Here is a 23,445-nt window from a genome sequence, read left to right as displayed (position 1 = left end):
TATAATTATGAAACAAATTATGCTAATTACAGATGGTTGTTCCAATGTAGGAGAGAGTCCGGTAATGGCGGCGGCATTGGCCCGTCAGGAAGGGATCACCGTCAATGTAGTAGGGGTTGTTGATTATGGGACGATTGGTGAGCTTGGCAGTATCGAAATTGAGGAGATCGCTAGAAGCGGCGGAGGAATGAGCCGTCTAACGGGGACGGAGAAACTGGCACAGACGATGCAGATGCTGACGAGGAAGACGGTCGTTCAGACGATACAGCAGGCGGTAGGCAAGGAGCTAAAGCAAATATTGGGTGAATCCTCGGTTGAGGTTCTGCCGCCCGAACAGCGCGCAGAGGTGGTGGAGGTGATTGATGAGCTTAGCGAGAACAGTCCGCTGCAGGTAGCCTTGCTGATCGACGCCAGCGCCAGTATGAAGCCAAAGCTGGCTGCTGTTGAGGAAGCGATCCGCGATATGATGCTAAGCTTGGGGGCAAGGAAGGGCAGCAGCCAACTGGCCGTCTTCCACTTTCCGGGCGCTCATAGCGGTGAGGATGCGGTCCTGGATATCGGTTGGACCAGCAATTTAGGCTCAGCCCGGTCTATTTTCCAGCGCCTGACGATGAGGGGGGCAACTCCAACTGGTCCGGCGATCCTGAAGGTGATTGAATTCTTCCGTTATGGTACACTGAATGGACACGGAGCTAGGAATGGTTCGGATGAGAAAGGTGAAGGAGAAGCGATGCTTGGTGACTACGTCGTCTAAATGGACCCTGCCGCCAGGAACGATTGTAACCGGCCGCTGGAAGGGTGAACGCTATTTGATTCAGCGTCTGCTTGGACAAGGCGCCAACGGGGTCGTCTATTTGGTGAAGCAGGTGAAGAGCTCAAGACTGTATGCACTCAAAATGGGCTTCGACACGATCGACCTGCAATCGGAAATCAACGTGCTTAAGGCGCTGCAGCGGAGAAAACGCAAGATAAGCTCAACAGGAAAAAGGGATCTCTCATATCTGGTAGAGGTAGATGATTACTCTCTGGAAGGCAAGGAGATTCCTTTCTATGTTATGCGTTATGTGAAGGGCGAGCCGCTGCGAGCGTTCCTGGCACAACAGGGCAACAGATGGTTGAATGTCGCCGGATATTCGCTGCTGCAGCAGCTGGAGGGGCTGCATGGCCTGGGCTTCACGTTCGGGGACTTAAAGCCGGAGAACGTGCTCGTCTCGCCTTATGGTGAGGTGGAGCTCATTGACTATGGCGGAGTCAGCGAAAACGGCCGCAGCGTGCGACAGTTCACAGAATGGTACGACCGCGGTTACTGGGGCGCGGGGGGAAGGACGGCGGAGCCTTCCTATGATCTGTTCTCCTTGGCGGTCGTATGCATTCATTTGCTGGCTGAGGCCCCGCTTAAGGAGGTCGCCACCGGCTTGCCGCAAACTCGCAGCAAGGGCGACTTGCTGGCGATCGTACAGGGCGAGGCGTCCCTGCAGCCTTACCGCAAATGGCTGGAGCGGGCGTTAGAGGGGAAATTCCGCAGCACGGCGGAGGCTCGCCAATTATGGAGAGAACAGGTACAGAAGCAAGTGATGCAGCGTAAGGCCAAATCACCGACACCAGCGTGGATGATGGGGGCTTTTACGCTATCTTTGCTTTTACTTCTTTGCGCTTTGTTTTTCACATTCTGGAATTAGGTGTTTATAATAGAGAGATGACGATTGGAGGGGGAGGGCGCATGAACAGTAGAGTAATGCACCGACTAGTTGAGCAAATGCGCCAGATCGGCCATGAGGAGAGCTTGTGGTCTTCGGGAGACTGTATTGTCGTGGCTGTATCGGGAGGCCCTGACTCAGTTGCGCTTCTACATATATTACATCAATTGGCTGCGGAGCCTGATCTCAAACTTCAATTAGTCTGCGCCCATGTAAATCATGGGTTTCGCGGTGCGGAGTCGGATGAAGAAGCGGAATTCGTACGCAGGATGGCAAGCGAGCTTGGTATCCCGTTCGAGCTTGGTGTCTATGATATTCCAGCATATATGAAGGAATCGGGGCATGGAGCCCAGCTTGCGGCCCGCGAGAAGAGGTATGAGTTCCTGCATATTGTAGCAGAGAAATATAAGGCTAACGCAATAGCGCTGGCCCATCATGCCGACGATCAGGCCGAGACGGTGCTGATGCGGATCATGCGTGGCAGTGGAACTTCCGGTCTTGCCGGCATGCGCATGAAGCGGCGCGAAAAAAATGTGGAACTTATTCGTCCGCTGCTTCGTATATACAAGAATGACCTGATTCAGATGTGTGAGAAGACAGGCATACCATATGTTACAGACAGCACAAATTTATTGCCTAAGTACGCAAGAAATGCAGTTCGTCTGGATGTGCTGCCCTTTTTGGGGCAATATAATAGCGGACTTACAGAATCGCTTAATCGATTGGCCGAAGTGGTTGGTGCAGAAGATGATTTTTTACAGCAGAAGGCGGAACAGGTATATCAGGAACTGGTCTTTGACGAAGGCGGGATTTTTTCTTTCAAGATTGAGCCCTTTGTCGCCTTACATGCCGCTTTACAACGGAGGTTGATTAAACTAATATTAAATTATCTGCCTTTAGGCACAGAAGACAATGATTTTACCAAGATTGAAGCGATTCGCAAGGGTGCAATTCAGAATCTGACTACAACATGGAGTCTTGATCTTGGCGGTGGACTGCGCTGTATGCGTGAATATGATACGATCCGATTTATGCTTGATCCTACGGGAAATTCAGGTTTACCCTATACATATCTCGTAAAGCATTTTCCGGCTGAAATATCTGTTCCAAATACGGAGCATTGTTTGCGTTTCACCCGGTATAGAGCTAATATGGGCTCTATATCCCTGGATGAACTGGGGGACGAGGAAGCGGTATTCGATGCGGATAAGCTCCTTTATCCGCTTACTGTGCGTTCCCGGCTGCCAGGAGACTTTATGAAGGTCATAGGATTAAATGGAAGCAAAAAAGTAAAGGATATTTTCATCGACGCGAAAATACCTCCTTCTTCTCGCTCCCAAATCCCTATGGTGACGGACGCGGAAGGCCAAATTATATGGATTCCCGGTCTCCGTCGTTCCGAAATTGCTACGGTAAGTCAGCATACGACTTCCGTTTTGCGAATAGTTTTGGATACGAGAAGGTTTAACTGAAGCAGGAACTGCAAATCTAGGCATTCATAGTTTAACGTAGGGGGTTTACTTACTTTGCACAACGATATTCAGGAGGTTCTGTTCACACAGGAACAGATCGAAGCAAAAGTCGCAGAAATCGGCAAACAATTAAGTGAAGAATATGAAGGGCGCAATCCGCTGATCATCTGTATTCTTAAGGGCGCTTTTATATTCATGGCGGATCTGGTAAAGCAGATTACAGTACCTGTAGAGATGGACTTTATGGCTGTCTCAAGTTATGGTACGTCCACCCGTTCATCAGGTGAAGTAAAGATTATTAAGGATCTGGATTCTTCCGTCGAAGGACGCGACGTTCTGATCGTGGAAGATATTATCGACAGCGGACTGACTCTAAGCTATCTGGTGGATGTGCTCCAGCGCCGCAATGTAAAATCTGTAAAGATCGCTACACTGTTTGACAAGCCAGCCCGCCGGACCGTAAATCTGAAGGCTGATATCTCCGGATTTATTCTGCCGGATGCGTTCGTGGTTGGATATGGACTGGATTATGCTGAAAAATACCGTAACCTCCCTTACATCGGGGTACTTAAGCCGGAGGTATACTCCAGCTAAGATCAGCCGTTCTTACGGTCTGATGGACTCTTTGCCTGTTTTTTGAAAAGGCGTATGCGGCTATGGTAAAATATTTTAAGGTTCTGAGAGGAGGTAGGGGATGAATCGGTTCATCCGGAATTCTGGTTTTTATTTGATACTTTTCTTAGTCGTGGTGGGCATCGCTCAATTTCTTATTGGCGGACAAGAGGAAACCGTCACCCCTAGTTATACAGAGTTACGCCAGCAATTGAAGGCGAACAATGTTGAGGAATTAACCGGTAAATTTGACGGTTATGCCTATCTGGTAACCGGTGAGTATAAAGAAAAAGTCGGTGACAGCAGGACGAAGAAATTCTCGGCTTATATTCCATTTGACGAGAATGTGCTCAAGGAGATCACAGATCTTAGCGAGCAGAACGATTTTAAAGTAACCTGGAAGAAAATGCAGGAACAAAGTATCTGGCTTACTTTCCTGACTTCGATTGTTCCGCTGGCAATTATGTTCATTCTGTTCTTCTTCCTGTTCAATCAGGCGCAGGGCGGCGGCGGCAAAGTGATGAACTTTGGCAAAAGCCGGGCCCGTCTCTATAACGAAGAGAAGAAGAAGGTTACCTTCGAGGATGTAGCCGGGGCGGATGAAGAGAAGCAAGAGCTTGTCGAAGTCGTTGACTTCTTGAAGGACCCGCGGAAATTCTCGGCGGTAGGTGCAAGAATTCCGAAGGGTGTCCTGCTTGTGGGCCCTCCGGGTACAGGTAAAACCTTGCTCGCTCGTGCGGTAGCCGGCGAAGCAGGCGTTCCGTTCTTCAGCATCTCCGGTTCCGACTTCGTTGAAATGTTCGTCGGCGTCGGTGCTTCCCGGGTACGGGACTTGTTCGAGAATGCGAAGAAAAATGCTCCATGTATTATCTTTATTGACGAGATTGATGCTGTGGGTCGTCAGCGTGGCGCCGGACTTGGCGGCGGGCATGATGAACGCGAGCAGACACTCAACCAATTGCTCGTTGAGATGGATGGTTTCAGCGGCAATGAAGGTATTATCATCGTTGCGGCAACGAACCGTGCCGATATTCTTGACCCGGCATTGCTCCGTCCGGGACGTTTTGACCGTCAGATTACGGTTGATCGTCCAGACGTGAAAGGCCGTGAGGCAGTACTGAAAGTACACGCCCGCAACAAACCGCTTACGAAGGATGTCCGTCTGGATGTGATCGCAAAACGGACGACCGGATTTACAGGCGCAGATTTGGAGAACTTGCTGAACGAGGCTGCTTTGCTTGCAGCGCGCCGTAATCGTAAAGATATTTCCATGGTTGAGGTTGATGAAGCGATCGACCGTGTCATTGTAGGTACAGAGAAACGCAGCCGTGTGATCAGTGACCGCGAGAAGCGCATTGTCGCTTTCCACGAAGCGGGCCACACGATTGTCGGATACTTCCTGGCCAATGCCGATATGGTTCACAAGGTAACCATTATTCCACGTGGACGCGCTGGCGGCTATGTCATCATGCTGCCGAAGGAAGATCGGATGCTTGTTACGAAGCAAGAACTGCTTGAGAAAGTTACAGGCCTTCTGGGCGGCCGTGTGTCCGAGGAATTGTTCATCGGCGAGATCGGTACCGGGGCTTACAGCGACTTCCAACAAGCGACTAGCATCGTACGCAGCATGATTGTCGAGTACGGGATGAGCGAGAAGCTTGGCCCAATGCAATTTGGAACCTCGCAAGGGCAAGTGTTCCTCGGCCGTGACTTCGGGCATGAGCAGAATTACAGTGATCAAATTGCTTATGAGATTGATCAAGAGATGCAGCGCTTCATTAACCAGTGCTATGAGCAATGTAGACAAATCCTGACTGAGCACTCCAAGGAAGTTCATCTGATTGCAGAAACTTTGCTTGAGGTTGAGACTCTGGAATTTGATCAAATCGATCAATTGATCAAGCATGGCAGATTGCTGGAGTCTGGCGAAGTGACTGATGGCAACGACAATGGCGGTTCCACCGAGTCTGGAGAACCGGTTATTGATTCCGTTGGAGATGTGAAGGTTCGTATTCAAGGTAAGACCGAAGATACGAATACAGTAATCCCTAAAGGAGACATCCCGAACGACGTACCAGGCGGTTCTGCCAATGACTTCACGCAAGATCCAGTCGTGGATAAGCCGCAGGGAACTGTAGGTGATCCTCCGGTTACGCCGGAAGATGGCGACAATAACGGATCTAATAACGGTGGCAGTACGCCTACTGTATAAGCGAAGCGATACATTCCCAAGATGAGGGATAGCATGCCGGAGGACCTGAGAGGGTCCTCCGGTTTTTTGCGCTTATAATAGGCCTATCACTATAAATAGCGCCTAATCACGTGTGAATTATGCCATGCAGATTGATTGACAGTGTAACTCACCTTGTGTAAATTAATTGTTAATACCGTGTGACAATAAGTACTGTCATAAGATTAGGTCAATGAAATGAACAGTTGTTGGTGGTTATAGAGAGAAGCCGCGGCGTAGAATCGTGAGCGCATACAGGGGAGGAAGGATCCGTGGAGGCACAGGCACTGGAGCGGAAGGCGGAGATGAACCGCGAACTGCGGGAGAAGCTCGTACAGCTCAAGAAGGAACGCAACGCAATTATTCTAGCGCATTATTATCAACGTGATGAAATTCAGGAGGTTGCCGATTTCCGTGGCGACTCATTTTTGCTTGCCCAGAAGGCGGCTTCAACCGATGCAGAGACGATCGTCTTCTGTGGAGTTCATTTTATGGGAGAGAGCGCAAAGATTTTGGCACCGAACAAGACGGTACTTATTCCGGATGAACGGGCCGGCTGTCCGATGGCCGATATGGTAAATGTCGACGGCCTTCGCAAGCTAAAAGCGCAGCATCCTAATGCCAAGGTTGTTACCTATATTAATTCTTCCGCTGAGGTTAAGGCAGAGACCGATATTTGCTGCACATCCTCAAATGCAGTCAAGGTGATCAATTCGGTAGATGCCGATGAGATTATCTGGGTTCCGGATAAGAACCTGGGCCACTACGTCCAGCAGCACACAGACAAGAAGATGATCATTTGGGAAGGCTACTGCAACACCCATGACATGCTAACTGTAAAAGATGTGGTTGAGATGAGGGCGAAGCATCCAAATGCGGAGTTCGTCGTGCATCCTGAGTGCCGCCCTGAGGTTGTCGCTATGGGCGACTTTGTAGGTAGTACAACAGCAATCATTGATTATTGCAAAAATTCGAACACGCAGGAGTTTATCGTCGGAACGGAAGATGGAACCGGATATCAGCTTAGGAAGGATAGCCCGGATAAGGCGTTCCATTTTGCCTCCAAATTCCTCGTTTGTCCAAATATGAAGGTTAACAACTTGAAGAAACTCGTGAAATGTCTCGAGACGATGCAGCCGCAAATTTATGTTCCGCCTGCTGTCGCCGACAAGGCTAGAATTTCTCTAGAGCGCATGCTACAAGTTCAGTAGCATGCGCTACTCTCATCTCAAGACAGGTGACTACCGTGATTCCACAATATTTGGTCGATTTTGATCTTGGGCAATTGCCTGTGATCGATACAGACATCATTGTAATCGGCTCGGGTATCGCCGGGTTGTTTACAGCTATTAAGGCAAGTGAAGATCGGCACGTAACCATGATTACGAAAAAAGCGCTTATGGAGAGCAATACAAGATATGCGCAAGGCGGTATCGCCGCCGTCATGTCCGATGACGACTCCGCTGAATCCCATCGGGAGGATACTTTGATGGCAGGTGCCGGGCTATGCTCCCTGGAATCTGTCAACATTCTGGTTCATGAAGGGCCTAAGGGCGTAGAGGAACTGATTCGTCTTGGTACATCGTTTGACGTAGAGAATGGAGCAATTGCCTTGACGAAGGAGGGGGCGCATAGCCATCGTCGTATCCTTCATGCCAATGGGGATGCTACAGGCTATGAGATCGTACGGGCATTGTCTGAGCAGGTTATTTCCCATGATCGGATTGATGTATGGAGCGAGCATTATGTCATCGACTTGATTACGGAGGACAATGAATGCCTGGGGGCGCTGGTTCAGCGGCCGGATGGGCAACGTGTATTTTTGCGCGGACAAGCCACGATTCTATGCACCGGCGGAGCCGGTCAATTGTATCGTTATACGACGAATCCGGAGATAGCTACTGGAGATGGTGTTGCGATCGCTTATCGGGCTGGCGCCTATTTGCGTGATTTGGAATTTATTCAATTTCATCCTACCTCACTGTGCTATCCCGGGGCACCGCGGTTCCTGATTTCAGAGGCGGTGCGTGGCGAAGGAGCGGTTCTGCGCAATATCAAAGGCGAACGCTTTATGGAGAAATATCATGAACTGCTGGAATTGGCGCCTCGGGATATTGTAGCCAGAGCTATTGTGAGCGAGATGGAGGCTACTCAATCCACAAATGTGTATCTGGACATCACTCATGAATCATCCGAGCTGGTCAAGCGTCGGTTCCCAACCATTTATGAGACATGCCTCGGTTATGGCCTGGATATGACGACGGATTGGATTCCGGTTGCTCCAGCTGCGCATTATATGATGGGTGGCGTTTTAACCGATCATCATGGAGAGACCAACGTTGAACGATTGTTCGCTTGTGGCGAAGTCTCATCAACCGGGGTGCATGGGGCCAATCGTCTGGCCAGCAATTCGCTATCTGAGGCGATTGTATATGGGAGCCGGATCATTGAACGAATCCGTCAGCTGGGGCCGATCCGGAGGACGGGCTTGAATATCGTTTACTCTGGGGAGCGTATAGAGCAAGAAGCACAGCCGATTGTTGAACGTAGATTGAAGCTGCAGAAAGTGATGGTTCGCCAGGTCGGTGTACGCCGGACGCGGGGTGGTTTACTCAAGGGATTAGAGGAGCTGCACAAGCTGCAGCCTATTTTCACGACGAAACTGCACACAAGTGAGCAGATGGAGTTTGCCAATATGTTAACTTGTTCCTTGCTGTTGACAGAATCAGCGCTAGCCCGAGAAGAGAGCCGTGGCGGCCATTATCGGGAGGATTTCCCGTTGCGGAATGATGAGCGTTGGCTGAGGCATATTTTGCGGCACCGGGAACAAGGGATGCTGGAGGAAATCAGTGATGATGTTTAATGGATATAATGAAGGACTAGTGGAGTCAATTCGCATATGGCTGCGCGAAGATGTGGGCTCAGGCGATGTTACTACTAGTGTGACCGTACCGGCTGGCCATGAATCCAAAGGGATTATTCATGCCAAGGAAGCGGGGGTAGCGGCGGGCATGCCTGTCGTGCAATTGGTGTTCGAGGTCGTGGATCCCACGTTGAAATTTACTCCATTCGTCCAGGATGGGGAAGCTATAGCTAAAGGCACCATTCTAGCAGAAGTTGAGGGAAGTACGCACAGCGTTTTAACAGGGGAGCGGCTTGCTCTGAATCTTCTACAGCGCCTGTCAGGCATAGCGACACGTACCCGGTCGTTCATTGACGCGCTGGAGGGATTGCCTGTGCGCCTTGTCGATACGCGCAAGACGACGCCAGGCCACCGTATGCTGGAGAAGTATGCCGTACGGATGGGTGGCGGAGCGAACCATCGTTTTGGATTGTACGATGCGGTTATGATTAAGGATAATCATATCAAGGGCGCAGGCGGAATCACCCAAGCGGTTAGCCGAGCCCGGGCGAATATCCCTCATACGATGACGATTGAAGTGGAGACCGAGAGCCTCGAGCAGGTGAAGGAGGCCCTGACTGCCGGGGCGGACATTATCATGCTCGATAATATGGCCCCAGAGCGAATGAAGGAAGCGGTAGCTCTCATCAAGTCTAAAGCTCCGCACGTCACCGTGGAGGCATCCGGGAATGTCTCGCTGCAGACGATTCATAACATCGCCGAGAGCGGCGTCGATGTCATCTCGGTAGGCCGGTTGACTTATTCGTTTGAAAGCCTGGATATCAGTTTGGATCTGGGCGAGAAGAAAGTGAGGTAAAATCGATGTTCCTTGTGGTGGATGTCGGCAATACAAATATCGTTCTGGGCATTTATAGAGAGCGGGAACTGCTGCATCATTTCCGAATTGGTACGAATCGTCAATCTACGGTAGATGAATATGGAGTACTGATTTATAACTTGTTCCAAATGTCTAATATAGATATTAAGCAAATTGAAGGGGTTATTATCTCTTCTGTAGTTCCTCCGCTGATGCATGTGCTGGAGGAACTTAGTGTGAAATATCTACGGAGGAAACCTCTGGTTGTCGGACCGGGCATCAGAACAGGTCTGAATCTAAGATATGAGAATCCGCGTGAGGTTGGTGCGGACCGGATTGTCAATGCTGTTGCGGCGATAGAGAAGTATGGCGGCCCGCTCGTGGTCGTTGATTTTGGTACGGCAACAACCTTCGACTGCGTGGATGATGGAGGGAACTATCTCGGCGGGGCCATTGTTCCGGGGATTGGAATCTCGACGGAGGCGCTGTATCAACGAGCCTCGAAATTGCCGCGGATTGAACTGGAGAAGCCTAAGAAGGTCATTGGCCGCAACACGGTCCACGCTATGCAGGCTGGTATCATCTTCGGTTATGCCGGACAGGTTGATGGTATCGTAGACAGAATCGGCCGTGAGATGGATGGAGATATCAAGGTAATCGCTACGGGTGGCCTTGCCGAACTGATTGCCAGCGAATCCAAATCCATTCAAGAAGTAGATCCACTCTTGACTCTGGAGGGATTGCGTATTATTTACGAACGCAACCAATAAATAATTACATCATAAAGGTAGTTCAAAAAGTCTGCTTTGATCGGAACAACCAATTGAGACTAATGCCTTCTGGGTGCTGTAACCCGGCCTTTTTGAACATCCATTTATATAGACATAGGGAGGATACTCGGGTGGATAATTCTATAAATACAACAAAAGACCGTCTCATTCGCGGAATCGCGCTGGATGGCAAGGTTCGCGCTTTTGCCGTGCGCACAACCGGGCTTGTTGAAGAGCTGCGCCGCAGGCATGATACATTCCCGACGACAACGGCAGCATTAGGCCGCACGGTTACCGCTGCGGCTATGATGGGCGCTATGTTGAAGGGCGAAGAGAAATTAACGGTGCAAGTGAAGGGTGATGGACCGATCGGGCAGATCATTGCCGACGCCAATGCCAAAGGTGAGGTTCGTGGTACAGTCAAGAATCCTCATGTACAGACGACGAGCAAAAGAAAAGGCAAGATGGATGTGGCCGCTGCTGTAGGGACGACCGGTTATATTCATGTCACCAAGGATCTAGGATTGAAGGAGCCGTACAGCGGAAGCTCGCCAATTATTTCAGGTGAGATCGCTGAAGACTTCACTTACTATTTTGCGGTATCGGAACAGACTCCGTCCGCTGTTGGTTTGGGTGTTCTGGTGAAGGAGGATCATTCCGTCATTGTGGCTGGCGGGTTCATCATTCAGCTGATGCCAGGTCTAAGCGATGAAGAGATTAGCGCCATCGAGCAATCCATCGGAAGATTTCCACCGGTGACTTCGCTGCTTGATCAAGGGATGGAGCTGGAGGAGATGCTGCGCTGGATCATTCCTGATGTGAAGATATTGGACGAGATGGACATTGTATTTGCCTGTCATTGTTCGCGGGAGCGTGTTGAACGTACTCTGATCAGCCTGGGCAGAAAAGAGCTGGAGGAGATCCGTGATTCCGGCCATGAAGAAGAAGAGGTTATCTGCGAATTCTGCAATGAAGTGTATAAGTTCAGTCGCGAAGACATCAGTGAATTAATCACCCGGCTTGATCAGCAGAATAAATAACGGCTGGAGTAGCGGCTGGATCGTTTTAATAAATACGAATAGGATGCTTTGCCCCTTGGAATCAGAAATGAATCGAAAGGGCAAAGTATTTTTTGTGTCCTTTCTTGACAACTCCTACCTTAGGTTGTTAAGATAATAGATAGTAAAACCAACTTAATTACTCGGAAATAAATGAAGACCAAGAATAGGATGATTTCCTCAAATCGGCTTCATTTTTACATCAAGATTATATTGTTAAAGTTCAAGTTCAAAGGGCAGCCTGTTGCTTATACGGCTCGCTGCTCCGATGATCTGCCTCATGCTTTTTATCCAAAGGAGGGCTTTATATGGCAAAGGTCGTAAATAATGTAACAGAGTTAATCGGTGGTACACCTCTGGTCCGCTTGAATCGGATTGTTCCTGAGGATAGTGCAGAAATCTATGTCAAGCTGGAGTACCAAAACCCAGGCTCCAGCGTTAAGGACCGGATCGCAATCAGCATCGTTGAGGAAGCGGAGAAGGCTGGCAAATTGAAACCGGGCGGTACGATTGTTGAAGCGACCAGTGGTAATACGGGGATCGGTCTTGCGCTCGTTGCTGCTGCCAAAGGCTACAAATCGGTTATCATTATGCCTGAGACGATGAGTATTGAACGTCGCAATCTGCTGCGTGCATACGGAGCAGAGCTTGTACTGACTCCAGGATCGGAAGGAATGAACGGAGCTGTTAAGAAGGCGGAAGAAATTCTGGCTGCCAATCCGGATTATTTCCTCGCGGATCAATTTAGAAACCAAGCGAATGTGAAAATTCACCGTGAGACGACGGGTCCTGAGATCGTAGAAGCTATTGAGTCGCTTGACGGTAAATTGGATGCTTTCGTAGCCGGGATCGGAACAGGCGGTACGATTAGCGGTGCGGGTGAAGTTCTTAAGAAGCACTTCCCAGACGTGAAGATCTATGCGGTAGAACCTGCAGCATCTCCGATTTTGTCGGGCGGCAAACCGGGACCACATAAGATTCAAGGCCTTGGAGCAAACTTCATTCCTGAGATTTTGAACCGTGACATTTATGATGAAATTATCCATGTTGAGAATGACGAAGCCTTCGATCAAGCGCGTCATGTTGCTAGAGAAGAAGGAATTCTAGGCGGTATTTCCTCCGGCGCAGCCGTATTCGCTGCCCTTAAAGTTGCTAAGGAGCTTGGCAAAGGCAAACGCGTAGTAGCGGTTATTCCAAGTAATGGCGAGCGTTATCTGAGCACACCGCTATACAATTTCGAAGCTTAATCTTATCATTCTTGAGTTTTACCTGCGCGAGTCAGATCATACACCATCCCCCGGGTAGTTCGGTTCGAACTCCCGGGGTTTTTTGCATACCTTTGGGGTTCAAAGAGTCCGCTTCTTTCAGCCCTGGCTTCACCCAACCTTTCGGGTACTGAAAACCAAACTTTCTTGAACGTACACTTATATCCGCACTTATACTTTAATAAAAGAGAAAAGCTTAGTATACTTACAGGCACAAACAAGATGATGGGGGATACAGCATCTAATGAAGACTATGCTAACATTTGAAGATTGGGTTCGTCTGGTCCAAGAGGGGAGCTGGACTATGTTGCCGTATGCAGTGAAAATGCATGCTGAGAACCCGTTGCCTGCCCATTGGTCCGCTGCTTGGGAGGAGGCTCATCCTTATTGCTGTGTGCTGGAGAGTGGAAAAGGGGGACGCTACACCTTTCTCGGTTTGACGCCGGTGTCTGTAATTCGCGGCAAGGCGGAAAAGGCCCACATTTACGATTTAAGCCAGGAGCAGTCTAAGGTAGCAATGCTAGAGGGCAAGCCGCTTGAACTGTTAGGAAAGTGGCTCGCTCCCTATAAAGCTCCATTCATCCCGGAACTTCCCTTCTTCAGTGGGGGAGCTGTTGGATTTCTGGGGTATGATGTGGCAAGATCCTTGGAGCGTCTGCCGCAATTGGCGGAGGATGACCTCAAGCTTGATGATTATATCTGGATGAGATTTGAAGAGCTGTGGGTTATTGATGCGTTGAGTGGCGATATTTATGCGGTTGTTCATTGCCCGATAGCGGGCAGGGAAGAGAGCAGCGCTAGTTTACGGGAGAAATATGACTTGGCTGAAAGAACGTCTGCTCAAATGATAGAACAATGGCAAAGGTTCAGTAGCTCAAAGAACGGTAATACTAGACAGAGCTCAGCGTCTACATTAGAGTCTATTCCGGTGCCTACAGCACATAGTGCCTCTTTCACGCAAGAAGGCTTTGAGCAGGCGGTGGAGCAAGTACGGAGATATATCGCTGCGGGCGATGTATTTCAAGTCAACCTGTCAATGAGACAAGCATTTCCTCTGGCGGCCACGCCCGAGCATATTTATGAAGACTTAAGAGAGATCAACCCTTCGCCTTATATGGGGTTCATGAGCTTTCCTGACTTTAAGCTTGTCTCCGCCTCGCCTGAGTTGCTGATCAAGCTGGATCAGGGAATCATGCGCACCCGTCCAATTGCAGGAACGCGGCGGCGCGGTCTAACCGAGGCCGAGGATCGGAAGATGGAGCAGGAACTGCGCACGAACGAGAAGGAGCAGGCGGAGCATATTATGCTGGTTGATCTGCTGCGCAATGATCTCGGGCGGGTAGCTGAGTTTGGCTCCGTCAAAGTAAGCGAGCTGTTCACGATCGAACGTTATTCGCATGTCATGCATTTGGTATCTGAGGTTGAGGGACGGCTTCCGGCGGACAAGACAGCGATGGATGCGATTGCGGCCGTCTTCCCCGGGGGGACGATTACAGGAGCGCCCAAGATCAGGACGATGGAGATTATCGAGGAGCTGGAACCTGTCACCCGCGGGCCTTATACCGGGGCGATGGGGTGGATTGACTATAACGGCAATATGGAATTAAATATTATTATACGTACGCTGGTCGTAAAGGACGGATTCGGATATATTCAGACGGGAGCGGGGATCGTCATTGATTCTTCACCGTACCGCGAGTATCGGGAATGTCATAATAAGGCCAAGGCAATAGCCATGGCGTTGGGAAAAAGCCATCAAGATGGATGCCAAGGCGACAAGAAGGGGGATGAAGAAAAATGATACTGGTCATTGATAATTATGATTCATTTACGTACAATCTGGTGCAGTATTTGGGAGAGCTTGGGGAAGAAGTGGTTGTTAAGCGTAATGATGAGATTGATCTGAACGGGATCGCTGAGCTTAAGCCAGATCACATTCTGCTCTCACCGGGTCCTTGTACACCGAACGAGGCTGGAATTACACTGGAAGTCATTGAACGGTTCCAAGGAGTCATTCCGATCTTTGGCGTCTGTCTCGGTCATCAGGCGATCGGTCAGGCCTTCGGCGGGAACGTGATTCGCGCGGAGCGCCTAATGCATGGGAAGACATCGCCCATACACCATCGGGGTGAATCGGTATTTACAGGACTGCCATCGCCGTTTACGGCGACGCGTTACCACTCGCTGATCGTTGAACGGGAGAGTCTGCCGGATTGCCTGGAGATCACCGCGGAGACTGTAGAGGGAGAGATCATGGGCTTGCGTCATAAAGAATACGCCGTTGAAGGCGTGCAATTCCATCCGGAGTCGATCATCACCGATCACGGCCATCAAATTCTCCGCAATTTCTTAAGCCGGAAGGCAGAAGCATTCTTATGAAATATATCGGGGTGAATGGAGTTCCTACCCCAGCCGCTGAAGCCGTGCTGTCCGTAATGGATCACGGCTTTATGTACGGGATGGGCCTGTTTGAGACTTTTCGGACCTATAATGGACGTCCCTTTTTAATAGAGAAGCATCTGGAGCGGCTTGAGCAAGGCTGCCGGAGCTTGGGGATTCGCTACCCGCTGCAGTTAGATCAAGTTGTCCAGGAGATTGGAGAACTGCTTCGTCTCAATAATCTTCAGGAAGGTTATATTCGTCTCACAGTGTCGGCGGGAGAAGGTCCGCTAGGACTTCCCTCAGAAGATTATGGAGATCCTGCGGTCATTATTTATGTTAAGCCACTAGGGCCAGTAGATCCGCAGCTGTATATGGAGGGCAAGTCGCTATATCGGCTGAACACGCTTAGGAATACGCCGGAGGGCGAGATTCGGCTCAAATCGCTTCATTATATGAATAATATGCTGGCGAAGCGTGAATTAAGAGAATACACGCATTTAAGGGCGGGGAATTACGAAGGGATGCAGCTGACTGCGGACGGTTATTTGGCCGAGGGTATCGTAAGCAATCTTTTCTTTGTGCAAAATGGCAAGCTATATACGCCGGATATAGGCACTGGTATTCTCCCAGGGATTACTCGTGCGTTTATTCTGCAACTGGCTAACCAATTGGGACTGCCGTTTGAAGAAGGATATTACAAGTGGGATCGCTTGAAGCAAGCGGACGAGATCTTTGTGACGAATTCCATCCAGGAAGCGGTGTCCGTAACAGGCCTTTTAGAGCCTGAAGGAGGTCGTTATATAGTCGGAAATGGCCGGATGGGGTCTATTACAAGACAGCTTGTAGAGCAATATAGACAAAAGGCGGGAGTGTAAATGCAACCAAAACGATATAAGCGTAGTTACCGTTGTGGTGATACGGTGCTGGAGTTAGGCAACCGTACGTTAGTTATGGGTATCCTTAATGTGACCCCGGATTCCTTCTCGGATGGGGGACGTTATAATCGGAGGGATGAGGCGATTCGCCATGCCGAGGAGATGATAGCTGCCGGAGCGGATATTATCGACATTGGTGGAGAGTCCACACGACCCGGGCATAACCCCGTAGGAGCAGAGGAAGAACTGGAGCGGGTTGTCCCTATCGTAGAGGCGCTTCATCGTGTGATGCCGCAGGTTCCTTTGTCAGTGGACACCTATAAGGCGATCGTTGCTCGAGAGTCGCTTCAGGTGGGAGCTCATATAATAAATGATGTGTGGGGCTTCAAGGCAGATCCGGAAATGGCTGAGGTAGCAGCTCGATTTGATTGTCCGGCGATCATCATGCATAATCGGCATGACCGCAATTATAATGCTCTGATGCAGGATGTGGCGGATGATCTGCTTGAGAGCATTAAGATTGCCAGGGATGCCGGGGTACGGGACGATAATGTTATCCTCGATCCGGGAATTGGATTTGCTAAGGACTATGAGGAGAACCTGAAAGTGATGCAATCGCTGGACAAGCTGGTTGAGCTTGGCTTCCCGATGCTGCTGGGGACGTCGCGCAAGAGGTTTATTCGAACCACGCTCGATCTGCCGGTAGATGAGCTTGTGTTGGGCACGGCGGCTACGGTGGCGCTTGGTATTGCCCAAGGTTGTCAGATCGTGCGGGTGCATGATGTAAAAGAGATTAAGCAGACGGTACAAATGTGCGATGCTATTGTGTATATTTAACACTTAATACGACGATCACTCCATTTTGATATGGAAGTAAGATATATGGAAAGGCGGAAATAAATAAATTATGGATAAAATGATTTTGCGCGGCATGGAATATTACGGGTATCACGGCGTTTTTGCTGAGGAGCGCAAGTTGGGCCAGCGCTTCATCGTAGATTTGGAATTGGAGATGGATTTGAGTGCTGCCGGAAGCAGTGACGATCTGACTGCAACGGTAAATTATGCCGAAGTCCATGAGCTGGTTCAAGGAATCGTCCAGCATAAGAGCTTTAAGCTGATTGAAGCTCTGGCTGAGCATATTGCATCCTCGGTTTTGGACACTTATACTATGGTAGATGCGTTAACGGTTCGTTTAACCAAACCGCATCCGCCTTTTGATGTTCATTTTAATGGCGTTACGGTGGAACTATACCGTTCAAGAAAGTGAGAAGCATGCATGACTATACAGACTTTGACTGAAGCTTCTGAGGCTTATATTGCACTGGGAGCCAATCTGGGCGACCGTGAGGCAACTTTGAAGGAAGCGATCAATTTATTAGATGAACACCCCAGGATTACGGTACTTCGTTGCTCGAATATGTATGAGACCGACCCGGTTGGATACGCGGATCAGCCCGATTTTGTAAATATGGCCATTGCCCTGCAAACAACGCTGGCCCCGGAAGCGCTGCTTGATGTTATGCTGCAGACGGAGCAGGTGCTGGGCAGGGAACGCATTATTAGATGGGGCCCCCGGACGGTTGATCTCGACTTGTTATGGGTGGAAGGGCATCAGTTGTCTACTGCCCATTTAATTCTCCCGCATCCCCGGATGTTTGAACGGGTATTTGTACTCGTTCCTCTAGCTGATATTGTTCCGACAGGGGAAGCGTCTGGACTATATCGTCGTGTTCACGATGTTCTTGAACAGATGGATGATAAGGGGGGCGTCCGATTTTGGAAAGCATGCAATTGGGTCAGCGCATCCGTGCGTTCCGGAAGCTGAAAGGCTTTACCCAGCAAGAACTGGCGGGGCGGTCAGGGATTTCATTAGCGGTTCTCGGTGCCATAGAACGCGGGAATCGACATGTAGAAGATCAAATTTTAATTAAAATTTCAGATTGTCTGGGAATTTCCCTGCAAGAACTGAAGTTGGAATAAAATAAATCCGATTATATATAGGAGGGACCATCATGCTGAAGATTGGCGATATTAAAATGAAAAACCAAGTCGTGCTCGCCCCGATGGCTGGGGTATGCAACCCTGCCTTCCGGCTGATCGCCAAGGAATTTGGTACAGGGCTGGTCTGTGCAGAGATGGTCAGCGATAAAGCTATTCTTCATGGCAACAAACGCACGCAGGAAATGCTATTTGTGGATGAACGGGAGAAGCCGTTGAGCCTGCAAATTTTCGGAGGTGACCGCGAGTCTCTTGTTGAGGCGGCGAAGGTTGTCGATCAGCAGACGAATGCGGATATTATTGATATTAATATGGGATGCCCGGTGCCTAAAGTTACAAAATGTGACGCCGGTGCAAGATGGCTGCTTGATCCAAATAAAATATTCGAGATGGTATCCGCTGTCGTTGATGCCGTAAGTAAGCCGGTTACGGTGAAAATGCGTATAGGCTGGGATTCGGAGCATATTTATGTCGTTGATAATGCTAAGGCTGTGGAACAGGCTGGAGCTAAGGCTGTCAGTGTCCATGGACGGACTCGGGAGCAGCTCTATACAGGCACAGCCGAATGGAGTTATATCAAGCAGGTCAAGGATACAGTATCGATCCCGGTTATCGGCAACGGTGATGTTCATACTCCTGAGGATGCCAAGCGGATGCTGGCAGAGACAGGCTGTGACGGTGTTATGATCGGAAGGGCGGCGCTAGGGAATCCGTGGATGCTGTATCGTACCATAGAGTATCTGAGATCGGGGGAGCTGCTCCCGGAGCCCGGTGCTGAAGAGAAGATTCGAATTGCGATTTTGCATATGGACCGTCTGGCTGTGCTGAAAGGCGAGAGTGTCGCAGTTCGCGAGATGCGCAAGCACTTGGCATGGTACTTGAAGGGATTAAAAGGGGCCGCTCGGATTAAGGACTCCATTATGGAAGAGACGAGACGAAATGAAATGGTGCGCATTCTTGAAGACTTTGTTGCCAGCCTTTCCACAGAGCCGGAAGCGACTGAGGCGTCGGCGTAGTTACAAGAATAACCAGCTAAATCAAACCGTGGAAAAAGTGAACTTTTTGAAACGTTTACATTTGGAAATTTAGCTGTCATTGACATTTCAGAATCGTTCCCCTATAATTTCACAGTATAAATTCGCCTCAGGAGATAACTTCCACAACATGGAGTGGTCTGACCTCCAAGAGATTGCATATGATAATCTCAATGATGCGTTATTTTTTGCCGCCTCTGGCCAGGCGGAAACCAGGGCCTTCGCCATACGTGGGGGGGATTGGCTGCTCCTATTTGCAGGATATATCGACCGCTTATATATTTGAGGAGTTCAAGATCGCTTTACACGAGTGCGAAAATTATTTCCATGACAGGAGAATCGGTTGAGATGAGCGATAAAGAGGTTATTCTTACACAGGACGGTCTAAAAAGACTGGAAGAAGAACTTGAGAATCTGAAGTCGGTTAGACGCCGTGAAGTTGCTGAACGGATTAAAACCGCGATCGGCTACGGCGATATTAGCGAGAACTCGGAGTATGAAGATGCGAAGAATGAGCAGGCATTTATTGAAGGACGTATCATTACGCTGGAGAAGATGCTTCGCAACGCGCGTATTATTAACAACGACGAGATCGATACAGATACAGTAAGCATCGGTTCGACGGTTATTGTAGAAGACCTGGAGTACGGTGATACGATGGAATATGCGATCGTAGGTACAGCTGAATCCGATCCGCTGCAGAACAAGATTTCGAATGAGAGCCCGGTAGGCAAGGCAATTCTGGGCCAAAAGAAGGGCGCTGTAGTCGATGTGAACGTACCGGCAGGCGTTATTCAATATAAAATTGTTGATATCAAGAAATAAAGCTGATTTAGCGATTCAAGAAGCTTCCCCAGCGGAGGCTTCTTTCACTGTTTTAAGTGGGTCGGTTTGTGATTGATGGTGTAAACAATCCTATTATATAGTTTGTAAGGAGTGGAGCGAAGCATGAGCGAAGAAACGCATAACGAAGAAATGCAAAATGAAGAAGTCATCGAGATTAGTGAGTTATTGAAGGTTCGCCGCGATAAATTGGACGAGCTGCGCGAGCTTGGGATCGACCCTTTTGGCCACAAATATGTGCGCGACAATATGGCGGGGAATATTCTGAGCAAGTATGATGGAATGACGAAGGAAGAGCTGGATGAGCAGCAAGTTAAGGTATCTATCGCTGGCCGTATTATGGCTAAGCGCGGTATGGGCAAGGCAAGTTTTGCGCATATCCAGGACTTATCCGGCAAAATTCAGATTTATGTTCGCAAGGATAGTATTCCGGAGGATAAGTATGCAGCGTTCAAGCTGCTTGATCTGGGCGATATTATCGGTGTAACCGGCGTGGTGTTTAAGACGAAGACCGGCGAGACTACAGTTCATGTAGAGGACCTGGTGGTGCTGTCCAAGTCTCTCTACCCTTTGCCTGATAAATATCATGGTCTGAAGGACGTTGAACTGCGTTACCGTCAGCGTTATGTCGACTTGATTGTGAATCCAGAGGTACAGCAGACGTTTATTAACCGTTCCCGGATTATTCAATCCATGCGTCGTTATCTCGATTCCATCGGTTATCTGGAGGTTGAGACGCCAACACTTCACAGTATTGCAGGTGGTGCGGCAGCTCGTCCGTTCATTACCTACCATAATGCACTGGACATGCAGCTCTATATGCGGATTGCTCTTGAGCTCCATTTGAAGCGTCTTATTGTTGGCGGTATGGAGAAGGTCTATGAAATCGGTCGGGTATACCGCAATGAAGGAATTTCGACGCGCCATAACCCGGAATTTACTATGATGGAATTATATGAAGCTTATGCTGACTATAAAGATATCATGTCTTTGACTGAGAATATGATTGCTCATATCGCTCAAGAAGTATTGGGTACGACGGTAATCAATTATCAAGGCCAAGAAGTAGATTTGACTCCGGAGTGGCGCCGTGTATCGATGGTTGATGCGGTTAAGGAAGTAACTGGTGTAGATTTTGGCATCCAGATGACGAAGGAAGGGGCACACCAATTGGCTAAGGATCATAAAGTTCCAGTTGAGCCGCATATGACCTATGGTCATATTTTGAACGCATTCTTCGAGCAATTTGTAGAAGAGACGTTGATTCAGCCTACATTTGTATATGGTCATCCGGTAGAGATTTCTCCTTTGGCTAAAAAGAATGAAGAAGATCCTCGCTTTACAGATCGCTTCGAATTGTTCATCGTGGCACGTGAGCATGCTAATGCGTTCTCCGAGCTTAATGATCCGATTGATCAGCGTCAACGGTTTGAAGCGCAAATGCTCGAACGCGAACATGGAAATGATGAAGCGCATGAGATGGATGAGGATTTCATTCGTTCTCTCGAATACGGAATGCCGCCAACAGGGGGGCTGGGAATTGGAATGGACCGTCTCGTTATGCTGTTGACGAACTCGCCTTCAATTCGTGATGTATTGTTGTTCCCTCATATGCGTTAAATAAAGGATAAGGGCTGTCTTCATATCGTAGTTATTTACGATTGGAGACGGCCTTTTTTTGTTAATCAGAATAAGTTGAAAAAGTGCTTGCATTATCTGTGGCACGGTGGTATATTAAATGTCCAGTCATTAAATTGAAGCATTGTTGGACAGCTTCTAAAAAGGAAAAGAAAAATAATACTTGCATTGATGAGCTGGACATGATATATTATAAGAGTTGCTGCTGAGAACGCAGCGACGTTAAAAACGAAGTTGATCTTTGAAAACTGAACAACGAGTGAGCGGGTTTCACGTCAAGTGAAATCTAAGAAATAAGTCAGATTCAAAATGAGCTAATCGCTCTTTTCAATGAGTAACACTTTATTGGAGAGTTTGATCCTGGCTCAGGACGAACGCTGGCGGCGTGCCTAATACATGCAAGTCGAGCGGACTTAATGGAGAGCTTGCTCTCCAGAGGGTTAGCGGCGGACGGGTGAGTAACACGTAGGTAACCTGCCTGTAAGACTGGGATAACTAGCGGAAACGTTAGCTAATACCGGATAATTTATTTTCTCGCATGGGGAAGTAATGAAAGACGGAGCAATCTGTCACTTGCAGATGGACCTGCGGCGCATTAGCTAGTTGGTGGGGTAACGGCTCACCAAGGCGACGATGCGTAGCCGACCTGAGAGGGTGAACGGCCACACTGGGACTGAGACACGGCCCAGACTCCTACGGGAGGCAGCAGTAGGGAATCTTCCGCAATGGACGAAAGTCTGACGGAGCAACGCCGCGTGAGTGATGAAGGTTTTCGGATCGTAAAGCTCTGTTGCCAGGGAAGAACGTTCGGTAGAGTAACTGCTACCGGAGTGACGGTACCTGAGAAGAAAGCCCCGGCTAACTACGTGCCAGCAGCCGCGGTAATACGTAGGGGGCAAGCGTTGTCCGGAATTATTGGGCGTAAAGCGCGCGCAGGCGGCTATTTAAGTCTGATGTTTAATCCTAAGGCTCAACCTTAGGTCGCATTGGAAACTGGGTAGCTTGAGTGCAGAAGAGGAGAGTGGAATTCCACGTGTAGCGGTGAAATGCGTAGAGATGTGGAGGAACACCAGTGGCGAAGGCGACTCTCTGGGCTGTAACTGACGCTGAGGCGCGAAAGCGTGGGGAGCAAACAGGATTAGATACCCTGGTAGTCCACGCCGTAAACGATGAATGCTAGGTGTTAGGGGTTTCGATACCCTTGGTGCCGAAGTTAACACATTAAGCATTCCGCCTGGGGAGTACGGTCGCAAGACTGAAACTCAAAGGAATTGACGGGGACCCGCACAAGCAGTGGAGTATGTGGTTTAATTCGAAGCAACGCGAAGAACCTTACCAGGTCTTGACATCCCTCTGACCGGTACAGAGATGTGCCTTTCCTTCGGGACAGAGGAGACAGGTGGTGCATGGTTGTCGTCAGCTCGTGTCGTGAGATGTTGGGTTAAGTCCCGCAACGAGCGCAACCCTTGATTTTAGTTGCCAGCACGTAAAGGTGGGCACTCTAGAATGACTGCCGGTGACAAACCGGAGGAAGGCGGGGATGACGTCAAATCATCATGCCCCTTATGACCTGGGCTACACACGTACTACAATGGCTGGTACAACGGGAAGCGAAGTCGCGAGATGGAGCGAATCCTAAAAAGCCAGTCTCAGTTCGGATTGCAGGCTGCAACTCGCCTGCATGAAGTCGGAATTGCTAGTAATCGCGGATCAGCACGCCGCGGTGAATACGTTCCCGGGTCTTGTACACACCGCCCGTCACACCACGAGAGTTTACAACACCCGAAGTCGGTGAGGTAACCGCAAGGAGCCAGCCGCCGAAGGTGGGGTAGATGATTGGGGTGAAGTC

22 protein-coding genes and 1 rRNA gene are annotated in these 23,445 nt (G+C 49.3%); all 23 read left to right on the top strand.

Going from position 1 to position 23,445, the window contains the following annotated elements:
* Positions 1 to 7: 7 nt before the first annotated feature.
* A complete protein-coding gene (locus BN1360_RS03685; RefSeq protein WP_068778549.1) occupies positions 8 to 754 on the top strand; it encodes a vWA domain-containing protein in 747 nt (248 codons plus the stop codon).
* Positions 738 to 1,679, top strand: a complete 942-nt coding sequence (locus tag BN1360_RS03680; RefSeq protein WP_068778560.1) for a serine/threonine protein kinase — start codon at positions 738 to 740, stop codon at positions 1,677 to 1,679. The genes BN1360_RS03685 and BN1360_RS03680 overlap by 17 nt, the downstream gene beginning before the upstream one ends.
* Before the next feature lie 41 nt (positions 1,680 to 1,720).
* Complete coding sequence (gene tilS, locus BN1360_RS03675; RefSeq protein WP_068778548.1) at positions 1,721 to 3,169, top strand: tRNA lysidine(34) synthetase TilS; 1,449 nt, start codon at positions 1,721 to 1,723, stop codon at positions 3,167 to 3,169.
* A gap of 54 nt (positions 3,170 to 3,223) precedes the next feature.
* Complete coding sequence (gene hpt / locus BN1360_RS03670; protein WP_068778547.1) at positions 3,224 to 3,763, top strand: hypoxanthine phosphoribosyltransferase; 540 nt, start codon at positions 3,224 to 3,226, stop codon at positions 3,761 to 3,763.
* A gap of 100 nt (positions 3,764 to 3,863) precedes the next feature.
* Positions 3,864 to 5,993 (top strand): ATP-dependent zinc metalloprotease FtsH, encoded by a 2,130-nt coding sequence (ftsH, locus tag BN1360_RS03665; RefSeq protein WP_068778546.1) that lies wholly within the window; start codon positions 3,864 to 3,866, stop codon positions 5,991 to 5,993.
* A 290-nt stretch (positions 5,994 to 6,283) separates the two neighbouring features.
* Complete coding sequence (gene nadA, locus BN1360_RS03660; RefSeq protein ID WP_068778545.1) at positions 6,284 to 7,222, top strand: quinolinate synthase NadA; 939 nt, start codon at positions 6,284 to 6,286, stop codon at positions 7,220 to 7,222.
* A gap of 35 nt (positions 7,223 to 7,257) precedes the next feature.
* Positions 7,258 to 8,874 (top strand): L-aspartate oxidase, encoded by a 1,617-nt coding sequence (gene nadB, locus BN1360_RS03655; protein ID WP_068778544.1) that lies wholly within the window; start codon positions 7,258 to 7,260, stop codon positions 8,872 to 8,874.
* Positions 8,864 to 9,730 (top strand): carboxylating nicotinate-nucleotide diphosphorylase, encoded by an 867-nt coding sequence (nadC, locus tag BN1360_RS03650; RefSeq protein WP_068778543.1) that lies wholly within the window; start codon positions 8,864 to 8,866, stop codon positions 9,728 to 9,730. The genes nadB and nadC overlap by 11 nt, the downstream gene beginning before the upstream one ends.
* A 5-nt stretch (positions 9,731 to 9,735) precedes the next feature.
* Positions 9,736 to 10,500, top strand: coding sequence for a type III pantothenate kinase (locus BN1360_RS03645; protein WP_068778542.1), 765 nt, complete (start codon positions 9,736 to 9,738; stop codon positions 10,498 to 10,500).
* Between the two features lie 131 nt (positions 10,501 to 10,631).
* Entirely contained in the window at positions 10,632 to 11,540 is a 909-nt protein-coding gene (gene hslO, locus BN1360_RS03640; protein WP_372776399.1) for an Hsp33 family molecular chaperone HslO, read from the top strand.
* Between the two features lie 326 nt (positions 11,541 to 11,866).
* Complete coding sequence (gene cysK / locus BN1360_RS03635; RefSeq protein WP_068778541.1) at positions 11,867 to 12,805, top strand: cysteine synthase A; 939 nt, start codon at positions 11,867 to 11,869, stop codon at positions 12,803 to 12,805.
* Between the two features lie 262 nt (positions 12,806 to 13,067).
* Complete coding sequence (locus tag BN1360_RS03630; RefSeq protein ID WP_068778540.1) at positions 13,068 to 14,624, top strand: anthranilate synthase component I family protein; 1,557 nt, start codon at positions 13,068 to 13,070, stop codon at positions 14,622 to 14,624.
* Entirely contained in the window at positions 14,621 to 15,202 is a 582-nt protein-coding gene (gene pabA / locus BN1360_RS03625) for an aminodeoxychorismate/anthranilate synthase component II (RefSeq protein WP_068778539.1), read from the top strand. The genes BN1360_RS03630 and pabA overlap by 4 nt, the downstream gene beginning before the upstream one ends.
* A complete protein-coding gene (pabC, locus tag BN1360_RS03620) occupies positions 15,199 to 16,080 on the top strand; it encodes an aminodeoxychorismate lyase (RefSeq protein ID WP_068778538.1) in 882 nt (293 codons plus the stop codon). Before pabA ends, pabC begins: the two co-directional genes overlap by 4 nt.
* Positions 16,081 to 16,917, top strand: coding sequence for a dihydropteroate synthase (gene folP, locus BN1360_RS03615; RefSeq protein ID WP_068778537.1), 837 nt, complete (start codon positions 16,081 to 16,083; stop codon positions 16,915 to 16,917).
* 70 nt (positions 16,918 to 16,987) lie between these two features.
* Entirely contained in the window at positions 16,988 to 17,350 is a 363-nt protein-coding gene (gene folB, locus BN1360_RS03610) for a dihydroneopterin aldolase (protein WP_068778536.1), read from the top strand.
* A gap of 9 nt (positions 17,351 to 17,359) precedes the next feature.
* Positions 17,360 to 17,908 carry a 2-amino-4-hydroxy-6-hydroxymethyldihydropteridine diphosphokinase gene (gene folK / locus BN1360_RS03605; RefSeq protein ID WP_068778535.1) on the top strand — a complete coding sequence of 183 codons (549 nt, stop codon included), beginning with the start codon at positions 17,360 to 17,362 and terminating at the stop codon, positions 17,906 to 17,908.
* Positions 17,860 to 18,063 carry a helix-turn-helix domain-containing protein gene (locus tag BN1360_RS03600; RefSeq protein ID WP_082789921.1) on the top strand — a complete coding sequence of 68 codons (204 nt, stop codon included), beginning with the start codon at positions 17,860 to 17,862 and terminating at the stop codon, positions 18,061 to 18,063. Before folK ends, BN1360_RS03600 begins: the two co-directional genes overlap by 49 nt.
* Positions 18,064 to 18,095: 32 nt before the next feature.
* A complete protein-coding gene (gene dusB, locus BN1360_RS03595; RefSeq protein ID WP_068778534.1) occupies positions 18,096 to 19,097 on the top strand; it encodes a tRNA dihydrouridine synthase DusB in 1,002 nt (333 codons plus the stop codon).
* A gap of 148 nt (positions 19,098 to 19,245) precedes the next feature.
* The gene (locus BN1360_RS03590; RefSeq protein ID WP_157259336.1) at positions 19,246 to 19,401 is read left to right on the top strand and encodes a hypothetical protein; all 156 of its coding nucleotides are present in this window, start codon (positions 19,246 to 19,248) and stop codon (positions 19,399 to 19,401) included.
* Between the two features lie 62 nt (positions 19,402 to 19,463).
* A complete protein-coding gene (gene greA, locus BN1360_RS03585; RefSeq protein ID WP_068778533.1) occupies positions 19,464 to 19,940 on the top strand; it encodes a transcription elongation factor GreA in 477 nt (158 codons plus the stop codon).
* A gap of 123 nt (positions 19,941 to 20,063) precedes the next feature.
* Positions 20,064 to 21,578, top strand: a complete 1,515-nt coding sequence (gene lysS / locus BN1360_RS03580) for a lysine--tRNA ligase (RefSeq protein WP_068778532.1) — start codon at positions 20,064 to 20,066, stop codon at positions 21,576 to 21,578.
* Positions 21,579 to 21,938: 360 nt separating this feature from the next.
* Positions 21,939 to 23,445, top strand: a 16S ribosomal RNA gene (locus BN1360_RS03575); the annotation flags it as partial.

Origin of the sequence: Paenibacillus sp. GM2 (assembly GCF_900069005.2) — a bacterium.
Lineage (GTDB): Bacteria > Bacillota > Bacilli > Paenibacillales > Paenibacillaceae > Fontibacillus.
Note: the sequence above shows the minus strand (reverse complement) of the source record. Positions and strands in the feature narration are given on the sequence as shown.